Annotated in this window: 22 protein-coding genes; all 22 read left to right on the top strand. The window is 71.2% G+C overall.

Annotated elements, in window-relative coordinates:
• Positions 1 to 63 precede the first annotated feature (63 nt).
• The 22 genes from V5F67_RS11440 (at position 64) to V5F67_RS11335 (ending at position 23249) form a co-directional block, all read left to right on the top strand.
• On the top strand, positions 64 to 939 hold the full coding sequence (locus tag V5F67_RS11440) for a branched-chain amino acid ABC transporter permease (protein ID WP_394017712.1): 876 nt from the start codon (positions 64 to 66) through the stop codon (positions 937 to 939).
• Positions 939 to 1772: a branched-chain amino acid ABC transporter permease gene (locus tag V5F67_RS11435; RefSeq protein WP_394017713.1), complete on the top strand. Its 834-nt coding sequence runs from the start codon at positions 939 to 941 to the stop codon at positions 1770 to 1772. The genes V5F67_RS11440 and V5F67_RS11435 overlap by 1 nt, the downstream gene beginning before the upstream one ends.
• Positions 1769 to 2632 (top strand): ABC transporter ATP-binding protein, encoded by an 864-nt coding sequence (locus tag V5F67_RS11430; RefSeq protein ID WP_394017714.1) that lies wholly within the window; start codon positions 1769 to 1771, stop codon positions 2630 to 2632. Before V5F67_RS11435 ends, V5F67_RS11430 begins: the two co-directional genes overlap by 4 nt.
• Entirely contained in the window at positions 2622 to 3353 is a 732-nt protein-coding gene (locus V5F67_RS11425; protein WP_394017715.1) for an ABC transporter ATP-binding protein, read from the top strand. The genes V5F67_RS11430 and V5F67_RS11425 overlap by 11 nt, the downstream gene beginning before the upstream one ends.
• 49 nt (positions 3354 to 3402) lie before the next feature.
• The gene (locus V5F67_RS11420) at positions 3403 to 4557 is read left to right on the top strand and encodes an ABC transporter substrate-binding protein (protein ID WP_509210567.1); all 1155 of its coding nucleotides are present in this window, start codon (positions 3403 to 3405) and stop codon (positions 4555 to 4557) included.
• Between the two features lie 109 nt (positions 4558 to 4666).
• Positions 4667 to 6127: an NAD(P)-binding domain-containing protein gene (locus tag V5F67_RS11415; protein WP_509210566.1), complete on the top strand. Its 1461-nt coding sequence runs from the start codon at positions 4667 to 4669 to the stop codon at positions 6125 to 6127.
• 28 nt (positions 6128 to 6155) lie between these two features.
• On the top strand, positions 6156 to 6935 hold the full coding sequence (locus tag V5F67_RS11410) for a class II aldolase/adducin family protein (protein WP_394017718.1): 780 nt from the start codon (positions 6156 to 6158) through the stop codon (positions 6933 to 6935).
• A gap of 72 nt (positions 6936 to 7007) precedes the next feature.
• Positions 7008 to 8615 (top strand): gamma-glutamyltransferase, encoded by a 1608-nt coding sequence (ggt, locus tag V5F67_RS11405; RefSeq protein WP_394017719.1) that lies wholly within the window; start codon positions 7008 to 7010, stop codon positions 8613 to 8615.
• An 11-nt stretch (positions 8616 to 8626) separates the two neighbouring features.
• Positions 8627 to 10711 carry a molybdopterin-containing oxidoreductase family protein gene (locus tag V5F67_RS11400; RefSeq protein WP_394017720.1) on the top strand — a complete coding sequence of 695 codons (2085 nt, stop codon included), beginning with the start codon at positions 8627 to 8629 and terminating at the stop codon, positions 10709 to 10711.
• 40 nt (positions 10712 to 10751) lie between these two features.
• Entirely contained in the window at positions 10752 to 11789 is a 1038-nt protein-coding gene (locus V5F67_RS11395; protein ID WP_394017721.1) for a Rieske 2Fe-2S domain-containing protein, read from the top strand.
• 10 nt (positions 11790 to 11799) lie between these two features.
• The gene (locus tag V5F67_RS11390) at positions 11800 to 12084 is read left to right on the top strand and encodes a ferredoxin family protein (RefSeq protein WP_394017722.1); all 285 of its coding nucleotides are present in this window, start codon (positions 11800 to 11802) and stop codon (positions 12082 to 12084) included.
• The gene (locus V5F67_RS11385) at positions 12081 to 13454 is read left to right on the top strand and encodes an FAD-dependent oxidoreductase (RefSeq protein WP_394017723.1); all 1374 of its coding nucleotides are present in this window, start codon (positions 12081 to 12083) and stop codon (positions 13452 to 13454) included. Before V5F67_RS11390 ends, V5F67_RS11385 begins: the two co-directional genes overlap by 4 nt.
• On the top strand, positions 13451 to 14464 hold the full coding sequence (locus tag V5F67_RS11380) for a hypothetical protein (protein WP_394017724.1): 1014 nt from the start codon (positions 13451 to 13453) through the stop codon (positions 14462 to 14464). Before V5F67_RS11385 ends, V5F67_RS11380 begins: the two co-directional genes overlap by 4 nt.
• 245 nt (positions 14465 to 14709) lie before the next feature.
• A complete protein-coding gene (locus V5F67_RS11375; RefSeq protein WP_394017725.1) occupies positions 14710 to 15345 on the top strand; it encodes an SRPBCC family protein in 636 nt (211 codons plus the stop codon).
• A complete protein-coding gene (locus tag V5F67_RS11370; protein ID WP_394017726.1) occupies positions 15342 to 16214 on the top strand; it encodes an FAD binding domain-containing protein in 873 nt (290 codons plus the stop codon). The genes V5F67_RS11375 and V5F67_RS11370 overlap by 4 nt, the downstream gene beginning before the upstream one ends.
• On the top strand, positions 16211 to 16726 hold the full coding sequence (locus tag V5F67_RS11365; RefSeq protein ID WP_394017727.1) for a (2Fe-2S)-binding protein: 516 nt from the start codon (positions 16211 to 16213) through the stop codon (positions 16724 to 16726). Before V5F67_RS11370 ends, V5F67_RS11365 begins: the two co-directional genes overlap by 4 nt.
• Positions 16723 to 19068 carry a molybdopterin cofactor-binding domain-containing protein gene (locus V5F67_RS11360; protein ID WP_394017728.1) on the top strand — a complete coding sequence of 782 codons (2346 nt, stop codon included), beginning with the start codon at positions 16723 to 16725 and terminating at the stop codon, positions 19066 to 19068. Before V5F67_RS11365 ends, V5F67_RS11360 begins: the two co-directional genes overlap by 4 nt.
• Complete coding sequence (locus V5F67_RS11355) at positions 19065 to 19802, top strand: enoyl-CoA hydratase/isomerase family protein (RefSeq protein ID WP_394017729.1); 738 nt, start codon at positions 19065 to 19067, stop codon at positions 19800 to 19802. Before V5F67_RS11360 ends, V5F67_RS11355 begins: the two co-directional genes overlap by 4 nt.
• A complete protein-coding gene (locus V5F67_RS11350) occupies positions 19802 to 20590 on the top strand; it encodes an alpha/beta fold hydrolase (protein ID WP_394017730.1) in 789 nt (262 codons plus the stop codon). The genes V5F67_RS11355 and V5F67_RS11350 overlap by 1 nt, the downstream gene beginning before the upstream one ends.
• A 45-nt stretch (positions 20591 to 20635) precedes the next feature.
• The gene (locus tag V5F67_RS11345; RefSeq protein WP_394017731.1) at positions 20636 to 21337 is read left to right on the top strand and encodes a GntR family transcriptional regulator; all 702 of its coding nucleotides are present in this window, start codon (positions 20636 to 20638) and stop codon (positions 21335 to 21337) included.
• The gene (locus V5F67_RS11340) at positions 21334 to 21720 is read left to right on the top strand and encodes a carboxymuconolactone decarboxylase family protein (RefSeq protein ID WP_394017732.1); all 387 of its coding nucleotides are present in this window, start codon (positions 21334 to 21336) and stop codon (positions 21718 to 21720) included. Before V5F67_RS11345 ends, V5F67_RS11340 begins: the two co-directional genes overlap by 4 nt.
• Positions 21721 to 21968: 248 nt before the next feature.
• The gene (locus V5F67_RS11335; RefSeq protein ID WP_394017733.1) at positions 21969 to 23249 is read left to right on the top strand and encodes an MFS transporter; all 1281 of its coding nucleotides are present in this window, start codon (positions 21969 to 21971) and stop codon (positions 23247 to 23249) included.
• Positions 23250 to 23269 lie beyond the last annotated feature (20 nt).

Below are 23269 nucleotides of genomic sequence, written 5' to 3'. Positions count from 1 at the left end.
GCGCGGGATGGCATGCCTCTTGCTGAAATGAAACATGAGAAATTTCTGAAGAGCGGAGGCCGCGTGTTCGCCCAGCAACTCATGAACGGATTGATGCTCGGGGGCATCTACGCCTTGGTGGCGGTGTCGTTCACGCTCACCATAGGCATCCTGAATTTCCTCAACTTCAGCATCCCGGCGCTGTTCATGCTGGGCGGCGTGGTGTCGTGCGCGCTGCTGGCGGCCGGGGTGCCGGCGGTGGGCGCGGCGGCGGGCGCGCTGGCCGCCACGGCGCTGGCCTCCCTGCTGGTGGAGCGCTGCACCTTCCGCTGGCTCTCCACCTCCGACCCGCACATCCCGCTCGTGTCCTCGCTCGGGTTCCTGATCTTCTTCGAGAACCTGGTGCTGGTCTATTTCGGTTCCGACGCGGTGGGCTATCCGAGCCCGTTCGCGCGGGCGAGCGTGAAGGTCGCCGACCTCACCGTGAGCCTGCCCCAGTCGGGCGGCTTCCTGCTGGCGCTGGTGCTGGTGGCGCTGTGCTACGTGCTGCTGAAGTACACCAAGCTCGGCCGCGGCCTGCGCTCCATCGCCGAGAGCCCCGCCATCGCCGAGATGCTGGGCGTGAAGGTGGGCTGGACCGTGTCCAGCGTCTACCTGGTCTCGGGCCTGCTCGCCGGCATCGGCGGCATCCTGTTCGGCATCTCCTATCTCCAGGTGTCCTGGGACATGGGCTCGGAGGTGGCGCTGAAGGGCGTCTCCGCCATGGTGCTCGGCGGCATGGGCAACGTGTGGGGCGCGGTGCTGGGCGCGCTCATCATCGCCATCATCGAGGTGATGACCATCGCCTACCTGAACTCGGAGGCGGTCAACGTCTTCGTCTACGGGCTGCTGCTGCTGATCATCGCCTTCTGCCCGCAGGGGCTGCTGGGCGACCGGGCCAAGACGGCGGAGCGCATGTGATGAGCGGCTACGCGCTTCAGATCGGCGCCATCCTGTGCGTCAACGTCATCTCCGCCTATGCCGCCTACATGACGCTGGCGGCGGGGCAGCTCAATCTCGGCATCGCCGGCTTCATGGCCGTGGGGGCCTACGCCTCGGCGGTGCTCTCCAACGCCGGCTGGTCCATGCCCCATTCCATCGCCGGCGCGGTGCTGCTGGCGAGCCTCGTCGGCCTCTGCGTGTCCTACCCGGTGCTCCGGGCGCGCGGCATCTACCTCACCATCGCCACCCTCGCCTTCTCCGAGGTGGTGGTGGCGCTGATCCTCAACATGGAGAGCCTCGGCGCCGCCAGCGGCCTCGTGGTGGTGGGCCATCTCGGCTTCTGGCCGATCTTCTGGGTCACGGCCGGCGTGGTGGCGCTGATGGTGTTCCTGGCCTCGACGCGGTTCGGCCTGTGCCTCACGGCGATCCGCAACGATGCCCAGGGCGCGGCGGTGTTCGGGGTGCGCACACGCCGCATCGAGGTGACCGCCTTCACCATCGGCGCCGCCATCGCCGGGCTCGCCGGGGCGCTCTACGCGCATCACTTCTCCTATGTGGAGGCGCAGCGCTTCAACGTGCTGCTGAGCACCTACGCGGTGCTCTACACCCTGCTCGGCGGGCTCCAGACGCCGCTCGGACCGCTGGTGGGCGCCGCCCTCTTCACGCTGGCGCCCGAGCTGCTGCGCGGCACCGACGAGTGGCGCTACGTGACCTTCGGCGCCGTCATCGTCGTGCTCATGCTGCTGCGCTCCGAAGGCCTGTTCACGCGCAGCTTCATCCACAACCTCATCCACCGGAGGGCGGCCACATGAAGCCCATGCTGTTCCTGCACGGGGTCACCCTGGCCTTTGGCGGCCTCACCGTCATCGACAGCCTGGATATCCAGGTGATGCCGGGCTCGCGCACCGGGCTGATCGGCCCCAACGGCGCCGGCAAGACCACGGTGTTCAACCTCATCAGCGGCGTCTACAGGCCCGGCGCGGGCGAGATCCTGCTGGACGACGAGGCCATCGACGCCGTGCCTCTCGACCGCCGCGTCACGCGCGGCATCGGCCGCACGTTCCAGAACCTGCGCATGATGAAGCACCTGACCGTGCTGGAGAACATCATGCTCGGCCAGCACACCCACGTCGGCCTGTGGAAGCGGATGCTGGTGCCGCTGAACTCCCCCTTCAACCGCGCGGGCCTTGCCGAGGCGCGGGCGGCGGCGGAGCTGATGGGGCTGTCGGCCCATGCGGACCTGCTGGCCGAGGGCCTGCCCTACGGCGTGCAGAAGCGGATCGAGATCGCCCGCGCGCTGGTGACGCGCCCGCGCCTGCTGCTGCTCGACGAGCCGGCCGCCGGCCTCAACTCGTCCGAGCGCGACGAGTTGCTCTCGATCCTGCTGACCCAGCTGCCCAAGGAGATGTCCGTGCTCATCGTCGAGCACGACGTCTCGTTCGTCTCCAGCCTGTGCGACCACGTGGTGGCGCTGAATTTCGGCCGCAAGATCGCCGAGGGGTCCGCCGAGGCGGTGTGCAGCCACCCGGCGGTGATCGAGGCCTATCTGGGCAAGGACGAGGACGAAGCGGAGGCCGACGCCCCCGTGCCCGCGCCGGCGCTCGACGAGACCATCGCCCCCACGCAGATGGAGCGCGCGGACAGCGCCAAGCGAGGCATCCATGCTGCTTGAGGTCGCGAACCTCTGCGTCTCCTACGGCGCCGTCACGGCGGTGTCGGGCGTCGACCTCGCGGTGCGCGAGGGCGCCATCGCCACGGTGCTCGGCGCCAACGGCGCCGGCAAGTCGTCGCTGCTGCGCGCCGTCATGGGCCTCACGCCGGCCTCGGGCGAGGTGCGCTTCATGGGCGAGGCGATCTCCCGCTGGCCGGCGGCGCGCCGCGTCGCCGCCGGCATCGCCATGGTGCCCGAGGGCCGGCGCATCCTGGTCTCGCTCTCGGTCGAGGAGAACCTGCTCATGGGCGCCTATCCGCGCCACGACCGGCAGATCGCGAGCGACCTCGACGGCATCTACGATTTGTTCCCGAACCTCGCGCGGCGGCGCCACGCCCCGGGCTCGGTGCTCTCGGGCGGCGAGCAGCAGATGCTCGCCATCGGCCGGGCGATGATGGCGCGGCCCAAGCTGCTGCTGATGGACGAGCCCTCGCTCGGCCTGTCGCCGCTGTTCGTGCGCGAGGTGTTCCAGCTGATCCGGCGGATGAACGCCACCGGCCTGTCCATCCTGCTGGTGGAGCAGAACACGCGCCTCGCGCTCCAGACCGCCTCGGACGGCTACGTGCTGCGGCTCGGCGCCTGCGTCGCCGCGGCCGACACGGCGACGCTCGCCCGCTCGGACGACCTCATGCGCGCCTATCTCGGCGGCACCCACGCCTCCCCCACCGTTCACGGTCACTGAAGACGGAGCAACTGACATGGCGTTTGACTTAGGCTTTCGCAGATCATGCGTGGTCGCGGCGATCCTCGCCTTGGGCGCGGCGCCGGCGGCCGCCCAGCAGCAGGACCTGCTGCTCGGCTACCTCGCCGCCACCACCGGACCGTTCTCGGCGCTCGCCAAGCGCAACGCGGTGGCGGTGGAGATCGCGGTGGAGGACATCAACGCCGCCGGCGGCATCAACGGCAAGAAGCTGGCGGTCACGAGCTTCGACACCGGCGGCAAGCCGGAGCAGGCGGTGACCGGCGTCACCCGCTTCGCCCAGGACATGCCGGCGCTCGCCGTCATCGGGCCGTTCAGCACCTCCGAGTGCCGGGTCTCCTTCCCGACCGGCGAGCGGCTCGGCATCTCGCAGATGTCCATGGCCTCCTCGGCCCCCAAGGTGGCGGCGCCCTTCACCTTCGCGTTCCGCAATGCCACGGACGAGGCCTACACCTACGAGCGGCTGTTCAAGACCCTGAAGGCCAAGGGCTACGCCCACGGCTCGGCCTCCATCGCCTACGCCACCGACGATTCGGTGTCGCAGACGCTCGGCACCAAGGTGCTGCCGGAGGCGATCAAGAATGCCGGCGTGCCGCTGGAGGAGACGGTGTCGTTCCGCGTGGCGGCGTTCGACCTCGCGCCGCAGGTGTCGCAGCTGCTGCAGAAGCCCACCGACCTGATCGCGGTCGGCACCCCCCCGGAGCCGATGCTGAAGCTCTCCGCGGAACTGCGGCGCCAGGGCCACAAGGGGCGCATGCTGGGCGGCTCCACCACCGCCGACGCCGAGCTTCCCGCCCGCATGGGCGCCAACGGCGAGGGCACCGTCATCACCGCCACCTTCTTCTCCGGCATGCCGGACGAGCGCACCCAGAAGTTCGTGAAGGCGTTCGAGGCGAAGCTCAAGGCGAAGGGCGAGCAGGTGTTCGAGCCGAACCAGTTCGACGCCGCCACCTATGACATCGTCATGATGTACGCCACCGCCATGAAGAACGCCAAGGTGACCGGCGATCCCTCCAAGCTCGCCGCCGAGCGCGCCGCGATCCGCGACGAGGTGCGCAAGCTGAAGGACTTCCCGGCGCTGGTCGGCCCGCTCTCCATCAATTCCGAGGGCGACGCCATCAAGACCATCTACGTGCTGGAGGCCAAGAACGGCCGCTGGGAGCTGGTGGACACCCACAAGAACTGAGCCGCGCCAACGGCCCGCGCGGACCCCGCTCCGCACGGCCGAGGGCGCGGCGGCCCTTGACAGCCGCGCCCTCGGCCCTATTGTGAAATGAAACACGAAGCACGAAGTCATGGCGAACATCTGCGAAAAGCTCGAAATTCCGCCGGAATTTTCCATGGAGGCCCGGCTTTACAGGCCAAGCCGCCTGGCGGATGCCGATGCCCGGCTCGCGGCCCTGGAAGCGGCCATCCTCGACGACATCGAGGTGCTCAAGTATCCGAGCGTGCCCCTGCCCTATGAGCACGACGACGCCGTGCTGGAGGTGGCGATCATCGGCGCCGGCCAGAGCGGCAAGGCGCTCGCGTTCGGCCTGCGCCGCTACGGCTGCCACAACGTCCGGGTGTTCGACCGCGCGCCGAAGGGCCGCCAGGGGCCGTGGCGCACCTATGCGCGCAACCACCTGCTGCGCACCAAGAAGGATTCCACCGGCGGCCTCGAATGGGGCATCCCCAACCTGCATTTCCAGCGCTGGTGCGACGCCAATTTCGGCCCGGACTACTATCCGAGCATCAAGAAGATCCCGCGCCTCCTGTGGGCCGACTATCTCGACTGGTACGGCGATCTCCTCGACCTGCCCATCGCCTACGGCACGCGCGTCACCGACGTCTCGTGGTGCGCGGAGGACGACTGCTTCGTGCTCGCCACCACGGCGGGCGTCGCGCGCGCCCGCTTCGTCATCGTCGCCACCGGCATCGAGAGCGCGGGACAGGCGCGCTATCCCCAGATCGTCACCGACGTGCTGCCCGCCACCGCCTACGCCCACACCATGAGCGAGCCGGCGGTGGAGGACGTCTGCGGCCGCGACATCGTCGTGGTGGGCGGCGGCGCGAGCGCCTTCGACACCGCCAATGCCGCCCTCGCCGCCGGCGCCCGGCGGGTCGACCTGATGCTGCGCCGGCCGCATTTGCCGCCGGCCCACCGGGTGTGCTGGGGCAGCAAGTGGAACGGCTACCACCGCCACTACATCGAGCTGCCGGACGAGATGAAGTGGGCCTATTCGCTGGCCGACCTCGACCTCGGCGTGCCGCCGCCGCGCGACACCTATTACGAGGCGATCCGCGACCCGCGCTTCACCATCTACGGCTCCGCCGGCATCGACGCGCTGGCGTTCCGCGACGGGCGCGTCCACGGCATCTACGGCGGCACGCCGCTCGCCCACGACTTCATGATCTGCGGCACCGGCGCGCGCAACGCGCTCGCCGACCAGGGCGAACTCGCCTCGCTCCTGCCCCACGTGCGCCTGTGGCGCGACGTCTACATCCCCAACGGCATGGCCTCGCACCCGGAGCTGGAGAACAGCCCCTATCTCGGCGAGGCGCTCCAGTTCACGCCGCGCAGCGAAGAGGGAAGCTTCGTGCGCCGGGTCTACTATCTGTGCTCCGGCGTCGCCCATCTCAGCGGCTTCCGCTGCAATCTCTCGGGCCTCCAGTTCGCCGCCCCGCGCATCTGCCACGACATCTCGCGCCAGCTGTTCCTCGCCCATGCCGGCGAGGTCAAGCACGCCTTCGATACCTACGCCATGTGGGAATGAGCTTCAGATCATCTTCGGGAGAACGACCATGAACGTCGCCGTCAACGTCCCCTCTTCGTCGCGCTGGTCGCCGGAAGAGACCCAGCTGCGCATCGAGCTCGCCGCCGCCTACCGCCTCACCGCCAAGCTCGGGCTCGACGACCTCGTCTACACGCACCTGTCCGCCCGCGTGCCGGGGCCGGAGAACCACTTCCTGCTCAACCCCTACGGGCTGATGTTCGACGAGATCACCGCCTCCTCGCTCATCAAGGTGGACGTGAACGGCGAGGTGGTGGACGCCGGCACCGGGCAGTGGCTGCACAACCCCGCCGGCTTCGTGCTGCACTCCTCGCTGCACCGCTCCGGCGACGAGCGGGCCTGCGTGTTCCACTGCCACTCGGTGAACGCCATCGCCGTGTCGTCGCTGGAATGCGGCCTGATCCCCATGTCGCTGTGGGCGCTCTCCTACTACGACCGCCTCGCCTATCACGACTATGAGGGCCCGCCGGTGCGCCTCGACGAGCGCGACCGCATCATCGCCCGGCTCGGCGACCACCAGGCGATGCTGCTGCGCAACCACGGCATCCTCACCACCGGGCGCACCTGCGCCGAGGCGTTCATCTACATGTACTACCTGGAGCGCGCCTGCGAGATCCAGGTGAAGGCGCAGTCGACCGGGCAGAAGATCGTCATCCCGAGCCCCGACATCTGCGAATACACCGCCTCGCTCCGGTATTCGGACATCCAGCACACCGGCAATCCCGGCGCCATCGAGTGGCAGGCGCTGATGCGCAAGCTCGACCGCGAAGATCCCTCCTACCGCGACTGACCCCCCTTCCCCACGGCACGAGAACAGCGACCGAGCCCCATGACCAGGCCCACCACTTTGGCGATGAACGGGATGGTGACATCCCCCCACTATCTTGCGTCCCAGTCGGGCCTCAAGGTGCTCCGCGAGGGCGGCAACGCGGTGGAGGCGGCGATCGCCACCGCCGCCACCATCGCCGTCGCCTATCCCCAGGCCAACAGCATCGGCGGCGATAATTTCTGGCTGGTGGCCAATGCCGGCGAGAGCGCCCCGCGCGCCCTCAACGCCTCCGGCCGCTCGGGCAGCCTCGCGACCCTGGAGCACTATCGCGCGCAGGGCTGCACCGCCATACCCGCCCGCGGGCCGCTCGCGGCCAACACCATTCCCGGCGCCGTCTCCGGCTGGCAGGCGGCGTACGACTACTCGGTGTCCGCGCTCGGCGGACGGATCCCGTTCAGGGAGCTGCTCGCCGACGCCATCGCCTATGCGCGCGACGGCATTCCCGTCTCCTCGCACCAGGAGGTGCGCGGCCCCATCGACTTCACGCTGGAGGACCCGAGCTTCGGCAACATCCAGCGCTTTCCCGGAACCCGCGCCGCCTTCTGCCATCCGGACGGGCGGCCGCTGAAGCGCGGCGAGGTGATGCGCCAGCCGGACCTCGCCGACACCCTCGCGCTGATCGCCGAGGAGGGCGCGCGCGCCTTCTACCGGGGCGAGACGGCGGCGAAGATCTCGGACGCGCTCCTCGCCGAGGGCGGCGTGCTGACGCGCGACGACTTCGCCGACCACAGCGCCGACTGGGTCGCGCCCATCAGCGTGCCCTATCGCGGCCGCACCGCCTTCAACCTGCCGCCCAACACCCAGGGCATGGCGGCGCTGGGCATCCTCAACATCCTCAACAATTTCGAGGTGGACCGGATCCAGGACGGCTCGACCGCCTTCTACCACCTCATGGCCGAGGCGGTGAAGGCGGCGTTCGCCGACCGCGACGCCTACCTCACCGATCCGGAGTTCTTCGACATCCCGCTCGACCGGCTGCTGTCGGCCGAGCACGGGCACGCCCAGGCGGAGCGCATCCGCACCGAGGGCAAGGCCGCCTTCAGCGCCCCCGCCATGCGCGGCGGCGACACGGTGTGGATCGGCACCGTGGACAAGGAGGGGCACTGCGTCTCGCTGATCCAGAGCATCTGCGACGGCTTCGGCTCCGGCCTCGTCATCCCCGGCACCGGCGTCCTGATGCAGAACCGGGGCAAGTATTTCGCCCTCGACACCACCTCGCCGAACCGGATCGCGCCGCGCAAGCGCTGCTTCCACACCCTCATCGCCGGCCTGCTCTACCGGGACGGCGTGCCGGAGCTGGTCTACGGCACCATGGGCGGCGAGGGTCAGCCGCAGACCCAGGCCGCGCTGGTGGTGCGCATCATCGACTACGGCCTGTCGCCGCAGGAGGCGATCGAGGCCCCGCGCTGGCTCCAGGGGCGCATGCTCGATTTGTCGCAACCGGGATCGCAGCTCAATCTCGAGGGCCGCGTCGCCGACAAAGTGGTCCGTGAATTGCGTCAGCTGGGCCATCGGGTGGCTCTGACCACGGACTATTCGGATCTCATGGGACACGCGGGCGCGATCCTGATCGACCGCAAGACCGGCGTTCTGCACGGCGGCGCGGACCCGCGCGGCGACGGCGCCGCCGTCGGCTTCTGAGGAGGATGGCCATGACCCGGACCCCAGCATCCCCCGCCGGACGCGCCATCATCAAGACCACCTGCCCGCGCGACTGCTACGACGCCTGCGGCATGACGGTGGTGAAGGACGACGGCGTGGTGCGCCGCGTCGGCGGCGATCCCGACCACGCGATCGCCCAGGGCACCCTGTGCGGCAAGTGCGCCGTCACCTATAACGGCGCCTGGCGCTCGGCCGAGCAGCGCCTCATGACGCCGCTGCGCCGCGTCGGCGCCAAGGGCGCCGGCCGCTTCGAGCCGGTATCCTGGGACGCGGCGCTGGCGGACATTGCCACCCACTTGGGCGGCGTCATCGCCGAGGGTGCGCAAAAGAGCATCATCCACACCCATTATACCGGCACCGTGGCGCTGATCTCCGGCTGGTATCCGATCCGCTTCTTCAACCGCATCGGCGCCACCGAGGTGGACCCGGACACGGTCTGCAACAAGGCCGGCCACGTGGCGCTGGAGCTGATGCTCGGCACCTCGCTGGACGGCTTCGACCCGGAGACCGTGGACGAGACCGCCATGGTGCTGATCTGGGGCGCCAATCCGGCCCATTCGGCGCCGCACCAGTTCAAGACCTGGCTGCGCCGCGCGAAGGGGCCGGTGGTGGTCATCGACCCCATCGCCACCGGCACCGCGCGCCGCGCCGACCTGCACCTGAAGCCGCGCCCGGGCACCGACGCGGCGCTGGCCTTCGGCCTCATGCACGCCGCCGCCACGGAAGGCCTGCTGGACGAGGCCTTCATCGCCGCCCACACCGCCGGCTTCGAGGAGATCCGCGCCGACATCGCCGCCGCCACGCCCGAGCGCACCGCCGGGCTGACCGGCGTTCCGGCCGACGACATCCGCGCCGCCGCCCGCCTCTACGCGCGCGGGCCGTCGCTGCTCTGGCTCGGCCAGGGCATGCAGCGCCAGCCGCGCGGCGGCAACGCCTTCCGCGCCGCGGCGACGCTGGCGCTCGCCACCGGCAACGTGGGCAAGCCCGGCGCCGGCCTGCTCTACATGAACGGCCCCGCCGCGCGCGGCATCGACATGGCGACGCTCACCGCGCCGCACCTCGCCGCCGCCCCGCCGGCCGCGGTGAGCCACATGGACCTCGCCGCGACGCTCGCCGACCCGGCGGCGGCGCGCGTGCTGTTCACCTGGAACAACAACATCATGGCCTCCTCGCCGCAGCAGGCGGCGCTGGGCGCGGCGCTCGCGCGCGAGGACCTGCTGCACGTGGCGGTGGACATCTTCCACACCGACACCACGCGCTATGCCGACTACGTGCTGCCGGCGGCGAGCTTCCTCGAGTTCGACGACCTGGTGCTGTCCTATTTCGACCTCACCATCTCGGCCCAGGCGAAGGCCATGGAGCCCATGGGCGAGAGCCTGCCGAACCAGGAGATCTTCCGCCGCCTCGCCGCCGCCATGGGGCTCGACGACCCTGAGCTGTTCGAGACCGACGCGGCCCTGCTCGCCCGGCTTCTGGCGCAGACGCCGTTCACGGGCACCTTCGCCGACCTCGCGGCGCGCGGCACCGTGCGCGCCTTCCCCGAGCGGCGGGTGCCGTTCGCGGGCGGCGTGTTCCCCACCGCCAGCGGCAAGGCCGAGATCGCCTGCGCCGCGGCCGAGGCGGCGGGCTATCCGCGCACCCCCTACCCGCACGCCGACGCGCCTCCGCCGAGCGGACGGTTCCGCGTGCTCTCGCCGGCCTCGCTCTGGCAGATGAACTCCAGCTACGGCAACGACGAGAAGATCCTGAAGCAGCTCGGCGCGCCGCGCGTGCTCGTCCATCCGCAGGATGCCGCCAGCCTCGGCCTCGACGAGGCCGACGAGGTGGTGGTCGCCAACACCGTGGGACGGCTCGCGGTGACGGTCGCCGTCTCTCCCGAGGCGCAGCCGGGCATGTTCGTGATCCACAAGGGCCGCTGGCCCGGCCTCGACGCCTCGGGGGTGAACGTCAACGTGCTGTTCGACGGCGCCAAGGCCGACATCGCCGAGAGCACGAGCGTGCACGGCGTGGAGGTCGGGCTCGTGGAGGTCCGCAAGGCCTCCCGCCCGGCCATCCCCGCAGGCGCAGCGCCATGATCCCCGCAACCGGCCCCGCATTCCCCAACGGAGTCTCGCCATGAACGCCCCCGTCCGCCTCGAACCGGCCGCACCGGATGCGGCGCTCCTCAACGACTGGCACGCCATCGCCTTCTCGCGCGAGGTGGTGCCGGGCGCCATCGTCCCGGCGACGCTCCTGGGCGAGGACCTGATCCTGTGGCGCGACAGCGCCGGCAAGATCTATTGCTGGAAGGACCTGTGCATCCACCGCGGCGCCCGGCTCTCCAAGGGCTGGATCGTCGAGGACCAGGTGGTGTGCCCCTATCACGGCTGGCGCTATGACGGCACCTCGAAGTGCACGCTCATCCCCGCCGCCCCGGACCAGCCGCCGCCGCTGAAGGCCCGCACCTTCCCCCACCCCGTGGTGGAGCGCTACGGCATGGTGTGGACCTCGCTCGGCCAGCCGGCGCACGACGTGCCGGTGTTCCCGGAGTGGGACGACCCCTCGTTCCGCAAGTTCAACACCGGCCCCTACCCCTACGACGCCAACGGCTACCGGGCGGTGGAGAACTTCATCGACGCCACCCACTTCCCGTTCGTCCATGCCGGCCTGAACGGCGTCGAGGAGGCGCCCGACAAGGTGGAGGACTACAAGGTGTTCGAGGACGAGACCGGCCTCAGCACCAGCCCGATCCGGGTGTTCCAGCCCTATGGCGACCACCGCCAGGTGCCGGTGCATGCCTCCTACGTCTACCGATGTTTCCGGCCGCTGGTGGCCTACTTCTCCAAGTCGGTGACCATCGCCGACCCCGCGCGCGCCCATCTCGGCGGCGCGAACGACCGCTTCTGCACCTTCCTCGCCGCCCAGCCGGTGGACGAGGTGCACACCATCGTGCGCCTGTGCGTCGCCATCAATTTCGGCGCCGAGCTGACGCAGGCGGACATCGAGCGGCGGCAGGACACGGTGTTCGGCCAGGACCGCGCCATCGTCGAGACCCAGCGCCCGGAGCGCATCCCCGTGGACCTCAGGGCCGAGATCCACCACCGCACCGACAAGCTGGGGCTCGCCTACCGGCGCTGGCTCGGGGCCATGGGCCTCACCTACGGCACCGCCTGAGGGGGCGCCCATGGCGATCGTCGTCACCGAGGCCTGCAACGGCTGCCGCTACACCGAGTGCGTCGCGGTCTGCCCCGCCGGCTGCTTCCATGCGGACGAGCGGATGGTCTACATCGACCCCGGGACCTGCATCGAGTGCCGCGCCTGCATCCCGGTCTGCCCGGTGCAGGCGATCTACGACGAGGAGGACCTGCCCGCGGCGCTCGCCGCCTGGGTGGCGATCAACGCGGAGCGGGCGCCGCTGCTGCCGGCGATCGAGGAGAAGCTGCCGCCGCTCAAAGCGGGGGCGGCATGAGATCGCCCCGCGTCGCCGTCGTCGGCAGCGGCCCGAGCGCCTTCTACGCCGCCGAGGAGCTGCTCAAGGCCGGCGTCCTGGTGGACATGATCGAGCGCCTGCCGACGCCGTTCGGCCTGGTGCGCAGCGGGGTCGCGCCCGACCATCCGAAGATCAAGGGCATCGCCGCCGTGTTCGAGAAGATCCTCGCGGCGCCGGAGCTTGCCTTCTACGGCAATGTGGAGGTGGGGCGGGACCTCGACGTGCGCGAGCTGGCGGAGATCTATGACGGCGTGGTGCTGGCCTGCGGCGCCAGCGCCGACGCGCCGCTCGGCATCGCCGGGGAGGCGCTGCCCGGAAGCCTCGGGGCCGGCGCCTTCGTCGGCTGGTACAACGGCCATCCCGACCACGCCGGCCTTGGCGTGCCGCTCGACACCGACCGGGCGGTGGTGGTCGGCGCCGGCAACGTCGCGCTCGACGTGGCGCGCATCCTGCTCAGCCCGCCGGAGCGCCTCGCCGCCACCGACATCGCCGCCCATGCCGCCTCGGCCCTGGCCCGCAGCGGGGTGAAGGACGTGCACCTGCTGGCGCGGCGCGGTCCCGTCCAGGCGAGCTTCACGCCCGCCGAGCTGCGCGAGCTCTGCCGCCTCGACGGCATCGCCGTCCATGTGGCGCCGCAGGACCTGGAGCTCGATCCCGCCTGCGAGGCGGAGCTGGACATGCCGCACGCGGACAATGCGCGCAAGAACCTGAAGCTGCTGCGCGAGGTCGCCGCCGAGCCGCCCCGGCCTGCGGCGCGCCGCCTGCACCTGCATTTCCGCGCCTGCCCCGCGGCGCTCTTGGGCCGCGATGCGGTGGACGGCATCCGCATCGCCCGCACCCGGCTGGAGGGGCCGCCGGCCGGACGCATGGCGTCCCCCACCGGCGAGACCTTCGACCTGGCCTGCGGCCTCGTGGTGCGCGGCGCCGGCTTCCGCGCCCGCCCGATCGCCGGGGTGCCGGCCGATGCCCGCTCCGGACGCGTGCCCAACCGCGACGGCCGCGTCACGCTAGGCGGGAGGGTGCTGCCGGGCCTCTACGTCACCGGCTGGATGAAGCGCGGCCCGAGCGGGGTCATCGGCACCAACCGCCCCTGCGGGCAGGAGACCGCCCGCGCGGTGATCGCCGATCTCGCCGGCCGCCCGGTGCGCTCCGATCCCGGCTTCCGGCTCGACGCTTTGCTCGCCGGCCGGCGCGTCGCCTTCGTCGACCGCGAAGGCTGGCGGCGCATCGACGCGCGCGAGAAGGCGCTCGGGGCCGACGCAGGCAAGCCGCGCCAGAAGCTGGTCGCGCCCGAGGCGCTTCTCGCCGCCGCGCGCGATCCCGCCGACCTGGCCTTCGCCGCGCCATGACGGCGGGCTCGGGCGGCCTCACGGTCGAGAAGTACCAGACGCTGGGCAATTGCTACCTGCTGCTCGACCCGGCCCGCAACGGCATGGCGGGGGACGAGCTGCCGGCGCTCGCCGTCGTGCGCCGGCTGTGCGACCCGCACCTCGGCATCGGCTCGGACGGGCTTCTGGTGGGGCCGGAGCGCCGGGCGGACGGCCGCTTCGGCCTGCGCATCCTCAACTCGGACGGCAGCCGCGCCGAGTTCAGCGGCAACGGCTCGCGCATCTTCGCCCGCTATCTCTTCGACGCCGGCTATGCGGAGCGGCGCGCCGGCATCACGGTGGTGGCGGAAGACGGCGGCGAGGTGCGCCTCGACGCCGCGCTCATGGGCGCGTCGGCGGAGGACCCCATCGCCACCGAGATGGCTGCGCCGCTGCGCATCGGCCCCGAGGCCGTGGGCGCGCGGCCGGGCCATGTGGCGCCCAACGGCGACCTTTTCACCGTGCCCGCGCTCGCCGAGGCCGGGCGAGGCCTGTTCGGCCGCGACGACTGGACCCGCAGCCTGCTCCTGTCCATCGGCAACCCCCATTGCGTGACCCTGGTGGAGACGATGGCGGCCCTGCCCTCCTACGACGCCTTGCGCGCGGCGGCGCCCGAACTCGCGCGTGTCGCCGACGCGCCGGCACCGGGCGAGGCGCCCGGCACCTTCGCGCGCGGCACTTTCGCGCGCGGCTGCAATCTGCAATGGGCGTTCGCGGAGAGCCGGACCCGCCTCCATCTGCGCATCGTCGAGCGGGGCGAAGGCCCGACGCTCGCCTCCGGCTCCAGCGCCTCGGCCGCCGCCATCGCCGCCCGCCATTGCGGGCTGGTCGACCGCGACCTGACCGTGGCGATGCCGGGCGGCGATCTGCCGGTTCGGCTCGCCGAGGATGCGGACGGGCGGCTGTCCATCCGCCTCACCGCCCCGGTGGCGCGCATCGCCACCTGCCGGCTGCACGGCCGGGCCGGCCAGGACGCCATGGTCGGGATTTGACTGAATTTGCAAAGATTTTTCGGGCTTCGGCGGACCCGGGACGGAGGGTCGCCCTGTCGCGCCGTGGCACAGGCGGCGGCGAGGGGCGCCGGCCAGTGCCTCCCGCCCAGGGCGCGCCATGCCGCGGTGCTACCGCCATTACGTATGTTTGTCGTACAAACTGTCAGTCGTATGTTGACACGCTATGACTTCAGCCCCATAGAACCCGGGAGGAAAACGCAGACCAGCCGGAGGGCTCGGCAGACATGAAGATCGCCAATCGGTTCCGGGTGCCGCTGCCGGTGTCCGAGGCCTGGATCGCGCTCAACGACATCCCCCGCGTCGCGCCGTGCGCGCCGGGGGCGCAGCTGATCGAGGAGCGGCCGGACGGGAGCTATGTCGGCACCGTCTCGGTCAAGCTCGGCCCGGTGGCCCTGACCTTCAAGGGGACGCTGGCCTACAAGGAGCGCGACGAGGCCAACCACCGCGTGGTCGCCGAGGCCTCGGGCAGCGAGACGCGGGCGCGCGGGACGGCGCGGGCGCTTGTGACCTTCGTGCTTTCTCCCGATGGCGACGGCACGCGGGTGGACGTGGACACCGACGTGCAGCTCGCCGGCTCCATCGCCCAGTACGGGCGCGGCGCGGCGCTCATCCAGTCCACCGCCCAGGTGCTGATGGACGCGTTCGCCAAGAACTTCGCCGCCCAGCTCTCCGCGCAATCCGCCGCCGCGCCGCAGCCTGCCGCCACCGCGCCGAGCCCGGCCGAGGCCGGGGCGCCGGCCGCCCCGGCGGCGCCGCCTCCCCCGCCGGCGGCGGCGCCCGCCATCTCGGTCTTCACCCTGATGTGGAAGTCCCTGGTGGAGCTGGTGAAATCCGCCTTCGGCAAAGGGGGCCGCGCGTGAAGGCGCCCCGGTTCGACTATCACCGCCCGGCCACCAGGGCCGAGGCGCTCGACATGCTGCAGACCCTCGAGGGCGCGAAGCTCCTCGCCGGCGGCCAGTCGCTCGTGGCGATGCTGAACATGCGCTACGCCTTCGTGGACAACGTCATCGACATCAACCGCGTGGACGGCCTCGCCGGCATCGAGGCGGGCGACACCGTGCGCATCGGCGCCATGACGCGGCAGCGGGACATCCTGGCGAGCCCGGCCCTCAAGGCGCGCGTGCCCATCGTCGCCGGGGCGCTGAACTTCGTCGGCCACCTGCACACCCGCAACCGCGGCACCATCGGCGGCAGCCTCGGCCACATGGACCCGGCGGCCGAGCTGTTCGGCATCGCCACCTTGCTCGACGCCACCATCCACGTGGAGAGCAAGAGGGGCCCGCGGGACGTGGCCATCGCCGACTATCCCCAGGGCTACATGACCCCCAACCTCGACCCGGACGAGATGATCACCGGCGTCACGCTCGCGCCGCCGGCGGCAGGCCACGGCTGGAGCTTCCACGAGTTCGCCCAGCGCCACGGCGACTTCGCCATCGTCGCGGTGGGCGCGACGCTGGCGTTCGACGGCGCCGGCAAGGTCGCGGACGCCCGCATCGTGCTGTGCGGCATGGGCATCGCCCCGCAGCGGCTCGCCGAGGCCGAGGCGATGCTGACCGGCACCGCCGCCGCGCCCGATGCCATCGCCGCCGCCGCCGATCTCGCCGGCCGCCAGGAGGCCATGTCGGACGCTCTGGCGAGCGAGACCTATCGCCGCCACCTGGCCGGCGTCCTCACCCGCCGCGTCCTGACCGAAGCCCGCGCCCGCGCCAGCCACGGAAACGTCCAATGAGCGCCGTCTCGATCCGCGTCACCGTCAACGGGACGCCCTATGAGCGGGCGGTGGAGCCCCGCACCCACCTCGCCGACTTCCTGCGCCACGACCTCGGCCTCACCGGCACCCATCTGGGCTGCGAGCACGGGGTGTGCGGCGCCTGCTCGCTGCTGGTGGACGGGCGCGCGGTGCGCGGCTGCCTGATGCTGGCGGTGCAGGCGGACGGCGCCGAGGTGACCACGGTGGAGGGCCTCGCCCGCGCCGAGGAGCTGAACCCGCTCCAGGAGGCGTTCCGCGAGTTCCACGCGCTCCAGTGCGGCTTCTGCACGCCCGGCATGCTCACCACACTGATGCAGCTCCTGGAGGAGCACCCCGAGCCCAGCGAGGAGATGCTGCGCGAGGAGCTGTCCGGGAACCTGTGCCGATGCACCGGCTATGCCGGCATCATCCGCGCCGCGCTCAAGGCCGCCCCGCTGCTGAAGGCGTGGAAGGACGAGACCCGCGCCGCAGCGAAGGAGAACGCGGCATGACCACCCGCTTCTTCGGCGCCCCCATCAGGCGGGTGGAGGACGGCGCGCTGGTCACCGGCGCCGGCCGCTTCACCGACGACGTCAAGCTCAAGGAGACGCTGAGCGCGGCCTTCGTGCGCTCGCCGTTCGCCCATGCCCGCATCCTCTCCATCGACACGTCGGCGGCGCGGGAGATGCCCGGCGTCCACCTGGTGCTGACCGCCGCCGACCTGCCGGAAGCCTGGCGCGAGAAGCGCCTGCCGCTGGACGTGCCGGCACCCGCCATCCGCCATCCGCTCACCCAGTTCCCGCTCGCCGGCGCGGAGGTGTGCTTCTGCGGCGAGGCGGTGGCGGTGATCGTCGCCGACACCCGCGCGCTGGCCGAGGACGCCGCCGAGCACGTGACGGTGGAGTACGATCCGCTGCCCGCGGTGGTGGACTGCCGCGACGCGCTCGCGCCCGACAGCCCGCTCGCCCAGGCCTCGGTGGCCGACAACCTCGCCGCCAAGTGGGTCAACGAGTACGGCGACATCGAGCGCGCCTTCGCCGGCGCCGCCCACGTCATCGCCGAGGACTATTTCCAGCATCGCGGCACCGGCTGCCCGCTGGAGCCGCGCGGCGTGCTGGCCCAGTACGACCGCGCCGGCGACAGCCTCACGGTGTGGTCCGCCACCCAGGCGCCGCACGGCATCAAGCGCGCCTTGGTCGAGATGTTCGACATCCCCGACACCCAGGTGCGGGTGATCGCGCCGGACGTGGGCGGCGGCTTCGGGCCGAAGCTGCTCACCTATCCGGAGGAGATCGTCGTGCCCCACTGCGCCCGGGTGCTCGGCCGCCCGGTGAAGTGGATCGAGGACCGGCGCGAGCACATGATGTCCACCGCCCAGGAGCGCGACCAGCTCTGGAGCGTCAGGATGGCGCTCGACGCCGAGGGCCGCATCCTCGGCCTGCGCGGCACGCTGCTGCACGACACCGGCGCGTTCCTGCCGTGGGGCATCATCATGCCCTACATCTCGGCCACCACCTTCCCCGGCCCCTATGTGGTGCCGGCCTACAGGCTCGACACCTCGGTGGTGCTCACCAACAAGATCTCCACCTCGCCCATGCGCGGCGCCGGCCGGCCGCAGGCGGTGTTCGCGGTGGAGCGCCTCTTGGACCGGGCGGCCAAGACGCTCGGCCTCGACCGGGCGGAGATCCGCCGCCGCAACCTCATCCCCGCCGAGGCCATGCCCTACAAGGTGGGCCTCATCTATCGCGACGGCCAGCCGCTGACCTATGACAGCGGCGACTATCCCCAGTGCCAGCAGATGGCGCTGGACAAAGCGGACTGGGCCGGCTTCGAGGCCCGCCGCGCCAAGGCCCGCGCCGAGGGACGCCATCTCGGCATCGGCCTCGCCAACTACGTGGAGGGCACGGGCCTCGGCCCGTTCGAGGGCGCGACCGCGCGCCTCCTGCCCTCGGGCCGCATCCTGCTGCGCACCGGCGCCGCCTCCCAGGGCCAGGGCCACCGCACGGTGCTGGCGCAGATCGCCGCCGACGCCTTCGGGGTCGAGGTCGGCGAGGTGGACGTGGAGGTGGGCGACACCGCCTCGGTCTCAGTCGGCGTCGGCGCGTTCGCGAGCCGGCTGATGGTGAATGCCGGCTCGGCGGTGGGCACCTCCTCCCAGACGCTGGCCCTGAAGCTCCGGCATATCGCCGCCGCCGTGCTCGACGCCGAGCTGGACGACATCGAGCTCTCCGGCGGCGTGGCCCGGGTCATGGGCACCCAGGGCGGGCAGATCAGCTTCCGCGAGATCGCCAAGATGTCGTCGGGCCGGCCCGGCTTCTCGCTGCCCAAGGGCATCGAGCCGGGCCTGGAGGCGACCAGCTTCTTCGCCCCGCCCCAGGCCGCCTATTCCAACGGCAGCCACGTGGCCGAGGTGGAGGTGGACCCCGAGACCGGCCTCGTGAAGGTGACGCGCTACATCGTGGCGCACGATTGCGGGCGGGTGATCAACCCGCTGCTGGTGGACGGCCAGATCCAGGGCGGCGTCGCCCACGGCATCGGCAACGCCCTGATGGAGCGCATGCGCTACGACGAGAGCGGCAACCCGCAGACCACCTCGCTCGCGGACTATCTCCTGCCCGACGCCGGCAACGTGCCGAACGTGGAGATCGTCCACATGGAATCGCCCTCCCCGCTCAATCCCTTGGGCGTGAAGGGCGCGGGCGAGGGCGGCACCATCCCCGCCGCCGCCGCCATCGCCTCGGCGATCGAGGACGCGCTCTCGCCCTTCGGCGTGAAGATCCTCGACGCGCCCATGCTGCCCGAGACCATCGCCATGCTCGTCAAAGAAGCGCAGGCCCGGAAGGAAGCCCAATGACGGACACCGACGCCTTCATCCTCTCCCGCGACGGCGCCGTCGGCATCGTCACGCTCGGCCGCCCGCAGGACGGCAACCGGCTCACCGCCGCCGAGGTGCGCGCCCTGGGCCGGGCGATCCGCGCGCTCGGCGAGAACCGGGAGACCAAGGCGGTGCTGGTGCGGGCGGAGGGCGAGGCCTTCTGCCTCGGCCGGACGCCCGCCCCGCCCTCGTCCGCGCCCAAGAGCGCGCTGGCGGTGCGCGAGAACGTGACCCAGCCGATCCTCGACCTCTATGCGGACGTGCGCGCGACCCCGGTGCCGGTGATCGCCGCGGTGCAGGGCGAGGCGAAGGGCTTCGGCTGCGCCTTCGTCGGCCAGTGCGACCTCGCCATCGCCAGCGAAACGGCCGTGTTCTCCATGCCGGAGATGGACACCAACCTGCCGCCCACCCTCGCCATCTCGGCGATCCTCGGCAAGGTGCCGCCCAAGCGCGCGCTGCACCTCGTCTATACCCGCCGCAGGATCGGCGCCGCCGAGGCGCTCTCGCTCGGCCTGCTGAGCGAGGTGGTGCCGGCTTCCGAGCTCGGCGCGGCGGTCGCCGCGACCCTCGCCACCATGACCGACCGCACCCGCCCGTCCTTGTGCGCGGTGAAGGAATACATGTCGGTCGCGCCCTACATGGACCCCAACGCCGCCGCCCGCATGGCGGGCAACCTACTGTCCGTGGTCCTGTCCTCTCCGGGAGACGCCTGATGCCGACGATCGAGGTCAACGGCGAGACGCTCGCTTTTCACCGCGCCGGCAGGGGCGCGCCGCTGCTGCTGATCCACAGCCTCGGCACCGGCGCCTGGATGTGGGCCGGCGAGATCGCCCATTTCTCGGACCGCTTCGACGTGATCGCGTTCGACGCGCGCGGCCACGGCGCCTCCACCCACAACGGGCCGGTGACGATCCAGAACATCGCCGCCGACCTCGTGGCGGCGCTGAAGGCGCTCGGCGTCGGCCCGGCGCACGTGATCGCCATCTCCATGGGCGGGCCGATCGCGACGCTGATGCATGCGAAGGCGCCGGAGGCATTCGCGAGCCTCGTCATCGCCGACAGCTTCGCCCGCCAGGGCGAGGCGGGGGCGGCGCGGGTGAAGGGGCTGGAGGAGACGCTCGCCAAGGTCTCGATGCTGGACTACGCCAAGGCCTACGCCGAGGGCACGCTCCACAAGGACGCCGCTCCGCGCCACATGGAGGCGCTGGTCGAGAGCGTTGCCGGCATGAGCAAGGAGACCTATCTCGAGATCGCCCGCACGGTATTCACCGCCGACGTGGCCGACCTCATGGCGAAGCTCGCGCTGCCCGTGCGCGTGGTGGTGGGCGCGCAGGACACCCGCACCCCGCCGGCCATGTCGGAGGAGATCGCCCGCCTCGTGCCCGGCGCCGACCTCAAGGTCATCGCCGACGCGGCGCACCTCGCCAATCTCGACAATCCCGACGGCTTCCGGGCCGCGGTCGACCCGTTCCTGGCCCGGCAGGCCCAGAAGGTTGCATGATGGCCCGTTGCAATGGGAGGACGCTGCCCTGCGGCGCATGACGCGATGAACAAGCCCATCCACGGCCTCGGTCCTGTCCGGCAGGAAGCCGCCCCGCTCCGGCGCAAGATCACGTCGGCGCTCAGGCGCGCCATCGAGACCGGCGCGCTCGCCCCGGGCAGCCGCCTGGTGGAGAAGGACCTGTGCGCCGAGCTCGACGTGAGCCGCACCTCGCTGCGCGAATCCCTGCGCGAGCTGGAGACCGATGGCCTCGTCACCAACGGCTCGAAGGGCCTCGTCGTCACCGCCATCTCGCCGCAGGAGGCGCGCAACATCTATGCCGTGCGCGGCGTGCTGGAAGGCCTGCTGATGGAGCAGTTCGCGGGCGCGGCCGACGCGGACGACATGGCGAGGCTCGATGCCGCGGTGGCCGACCTCGCCCGCGCCTACGAGAACGGCGTGATCGAGCGCATCATCTCGGCCAAGGCCGACCTCTACGAGGTGCTGTGCGCCGGCGCCGACAACTTCATCGTGCTGGAGCTGCTCTCGCGCCTCAACACGCGCATCAACCGCCTGCGCTTCGCCTCGCTGTCCCAGCCGCTCAGGGCCAAGGCCAGCATCGCCGAGATCTTCGCCCTCGCCGACGCGCTGAAGCGCCGCGACGGCGCCGAGGCCCGGCGCATCGCGCTCGCCCACATCGCTGCCGCCGCCGCCGCCGCTCTGGGCGCGGTCCAGAAGGAAACGTCCGCCGAGGAAGGGAACCCATGACCGACGATCTGTACGAAAAGGGCCTCAAGACCCGCCGCGAGGTGGTGGGCTCCGCCTACGTGGACAAGTCTCTTGCCGAGATGAACGAATTCACGCGCCCGCTCCAGGAGCTGGTGACGCGCTATTGCTGGGGCGAGGTGTGGAACCGCGAGGGCCTGTCGCGCCGCGACCGCTCGATCATCAACCTCGCCGCCATCTCGGCGCTGAACCGCCCGCATGAGCTGAAGCTGCACGTGCGCGGCGCGCTCAACAACGGCATGACGCCTGAGGAGATCCGCGAGGTCCTGCTGCAGATCGCCATCTATTGCGGGCTGCCGGCGGCGCTCGACGCCTTCCGCATCGCCCGCGAGATCATCGAAGAAGAAGAAGCCAAGAAGGCCTGACCCCGACGGGCGCCAGCCCGTCCCGGTCCGGCCTCATCATGTGACGGACACCGCGCCCTCCGGCCCGCCGGAGCCCGCTCCGGTCGGATGACTGCCATCCGATCGGAGCGGGCTCGCGACGACAGCCGGCCGGAGGCGCCCTCCGCCCCGACGGCCACCCAAATCCGACGAAGCGTCCGCCATCCGCCCCCGCCAGGGCGGAAACGACGGCGCTTGCCTCAACGCCCCACGTATCTGGGAGGTTCATCATGTCTTACACAAGCGCCGCGGGGACGGGATCGCCGTCCATCACCCGCTATCAATGGCTCACTTTGGTCTCGGCCTTCCTCGGCTGGGCCTTCGATTCCATGGATCTCAACCTCTACACGCTGGTCATGGTGCCGAGCGTCGCGGAGCTGACCGGGACCCGCGATCCCGGCACCATCGCCCATATCGGCGGGCTGATCCTCGCCATCAAGCTCCTGTGCTGGGGCATCGGCGGCATCTTCTTCGGCGTCATCGCCGACCGCTTCGGCCGTGCCCGGACGATGATCATCACCATCGTCATCTATGCCGCCTTCACCGGCCTCAGCGGCCTCGCCCAGAGCTGGACCCAGCTCGCCGTGCTCCAGGGCATCGCCGGCTTCGGCATCGGCGGGGAATGGGCCGCCGGTGCCGCGCTGCTCGCCGAGACCTGGCCCGAGAAGCACCGCGCCCGCGCCATGCAGGTGATGCAGATGGCGTTCGCGGTCGGCTTCTTCTTCGCCGCGCTCGCCAACCTGGTGCTCGGGCCGATCTCCTGGCGCTGGGTGCTGGCGGCGGGCGCGCTGCCGGCGGTGGTGAGCCTCATCATCCGCCACTACGTTCCGGAGCCGGAGCGCTGGCGCGAGACCCGCGCCAAGGAGGAGGCGCGGGGCGACGCCGGCGCCATGGCCACCTTCAAGGCCATCTTCGCGCCCGACCTGCGCCGCAAGACCATCGTCGGCGTGCTGGTCTCCTCGGCGATGATGATCGGCTGCTGGGGCGGCCTCGCGCTCCTGCCCAACTGGATCAACCAGCTGGTGCGGACCTCCGGCGGCGCCAACGGCGTGCAGGTGATCAGCTACGCCTTCATGCTGATGATGGTGGGCGCGATCGCCGGCTACGTCTCGCTGATCTGGTTCACCGAGTGGCTCGGCCGGCGCGGCGCCTACTTCCTGTTCTGCCTCGGCGCGCTGGCGTCCTCGCTGTACCTGTTCATGGTCATCACCGACCTGAACACGCTGCTCTGGTTCATGCTGGTCTACGGCTACTTCGTGATCGGCGGCTTCGGCACCTTCGCGCTCTATCTGCCGGAGCTGTTCCCGACCCGGGTGCGGGCCACCGGCCAGGGCTTCGCCTGGAACGCGGCGCGCTGCATCACCGCCGCCGGGCCGCTGCTGGTGGGCACCATGCTCGCCACCTTCGGCTCGTTCCCGGCGGCCGCTGCCGCCACCACGGCGGCCTATGTGATCGGCCTCGTCGCCATCTGGTTCGGCCCCGAGACCAAGGGCCAGCCGCTGGAAGATTGATCTGCGCGGTCTCCTCCCGC

Source organism: Xanthobacter pseudotagetidis, from assembly GCF_043194795.2.
Classification (GTDB): Bacteria; Pseudomonadota; Alphaproteobacteria; order Rhizobiales; family Xanthobacteraceae; genus Xanthobacter; species Xanthobacter tagetidis_A.
The sequence above is the reverse complement of the archived record's forward strand: the minus strand, read 5'-3'. Positions and strand labels throughout refer to the sequence as shown.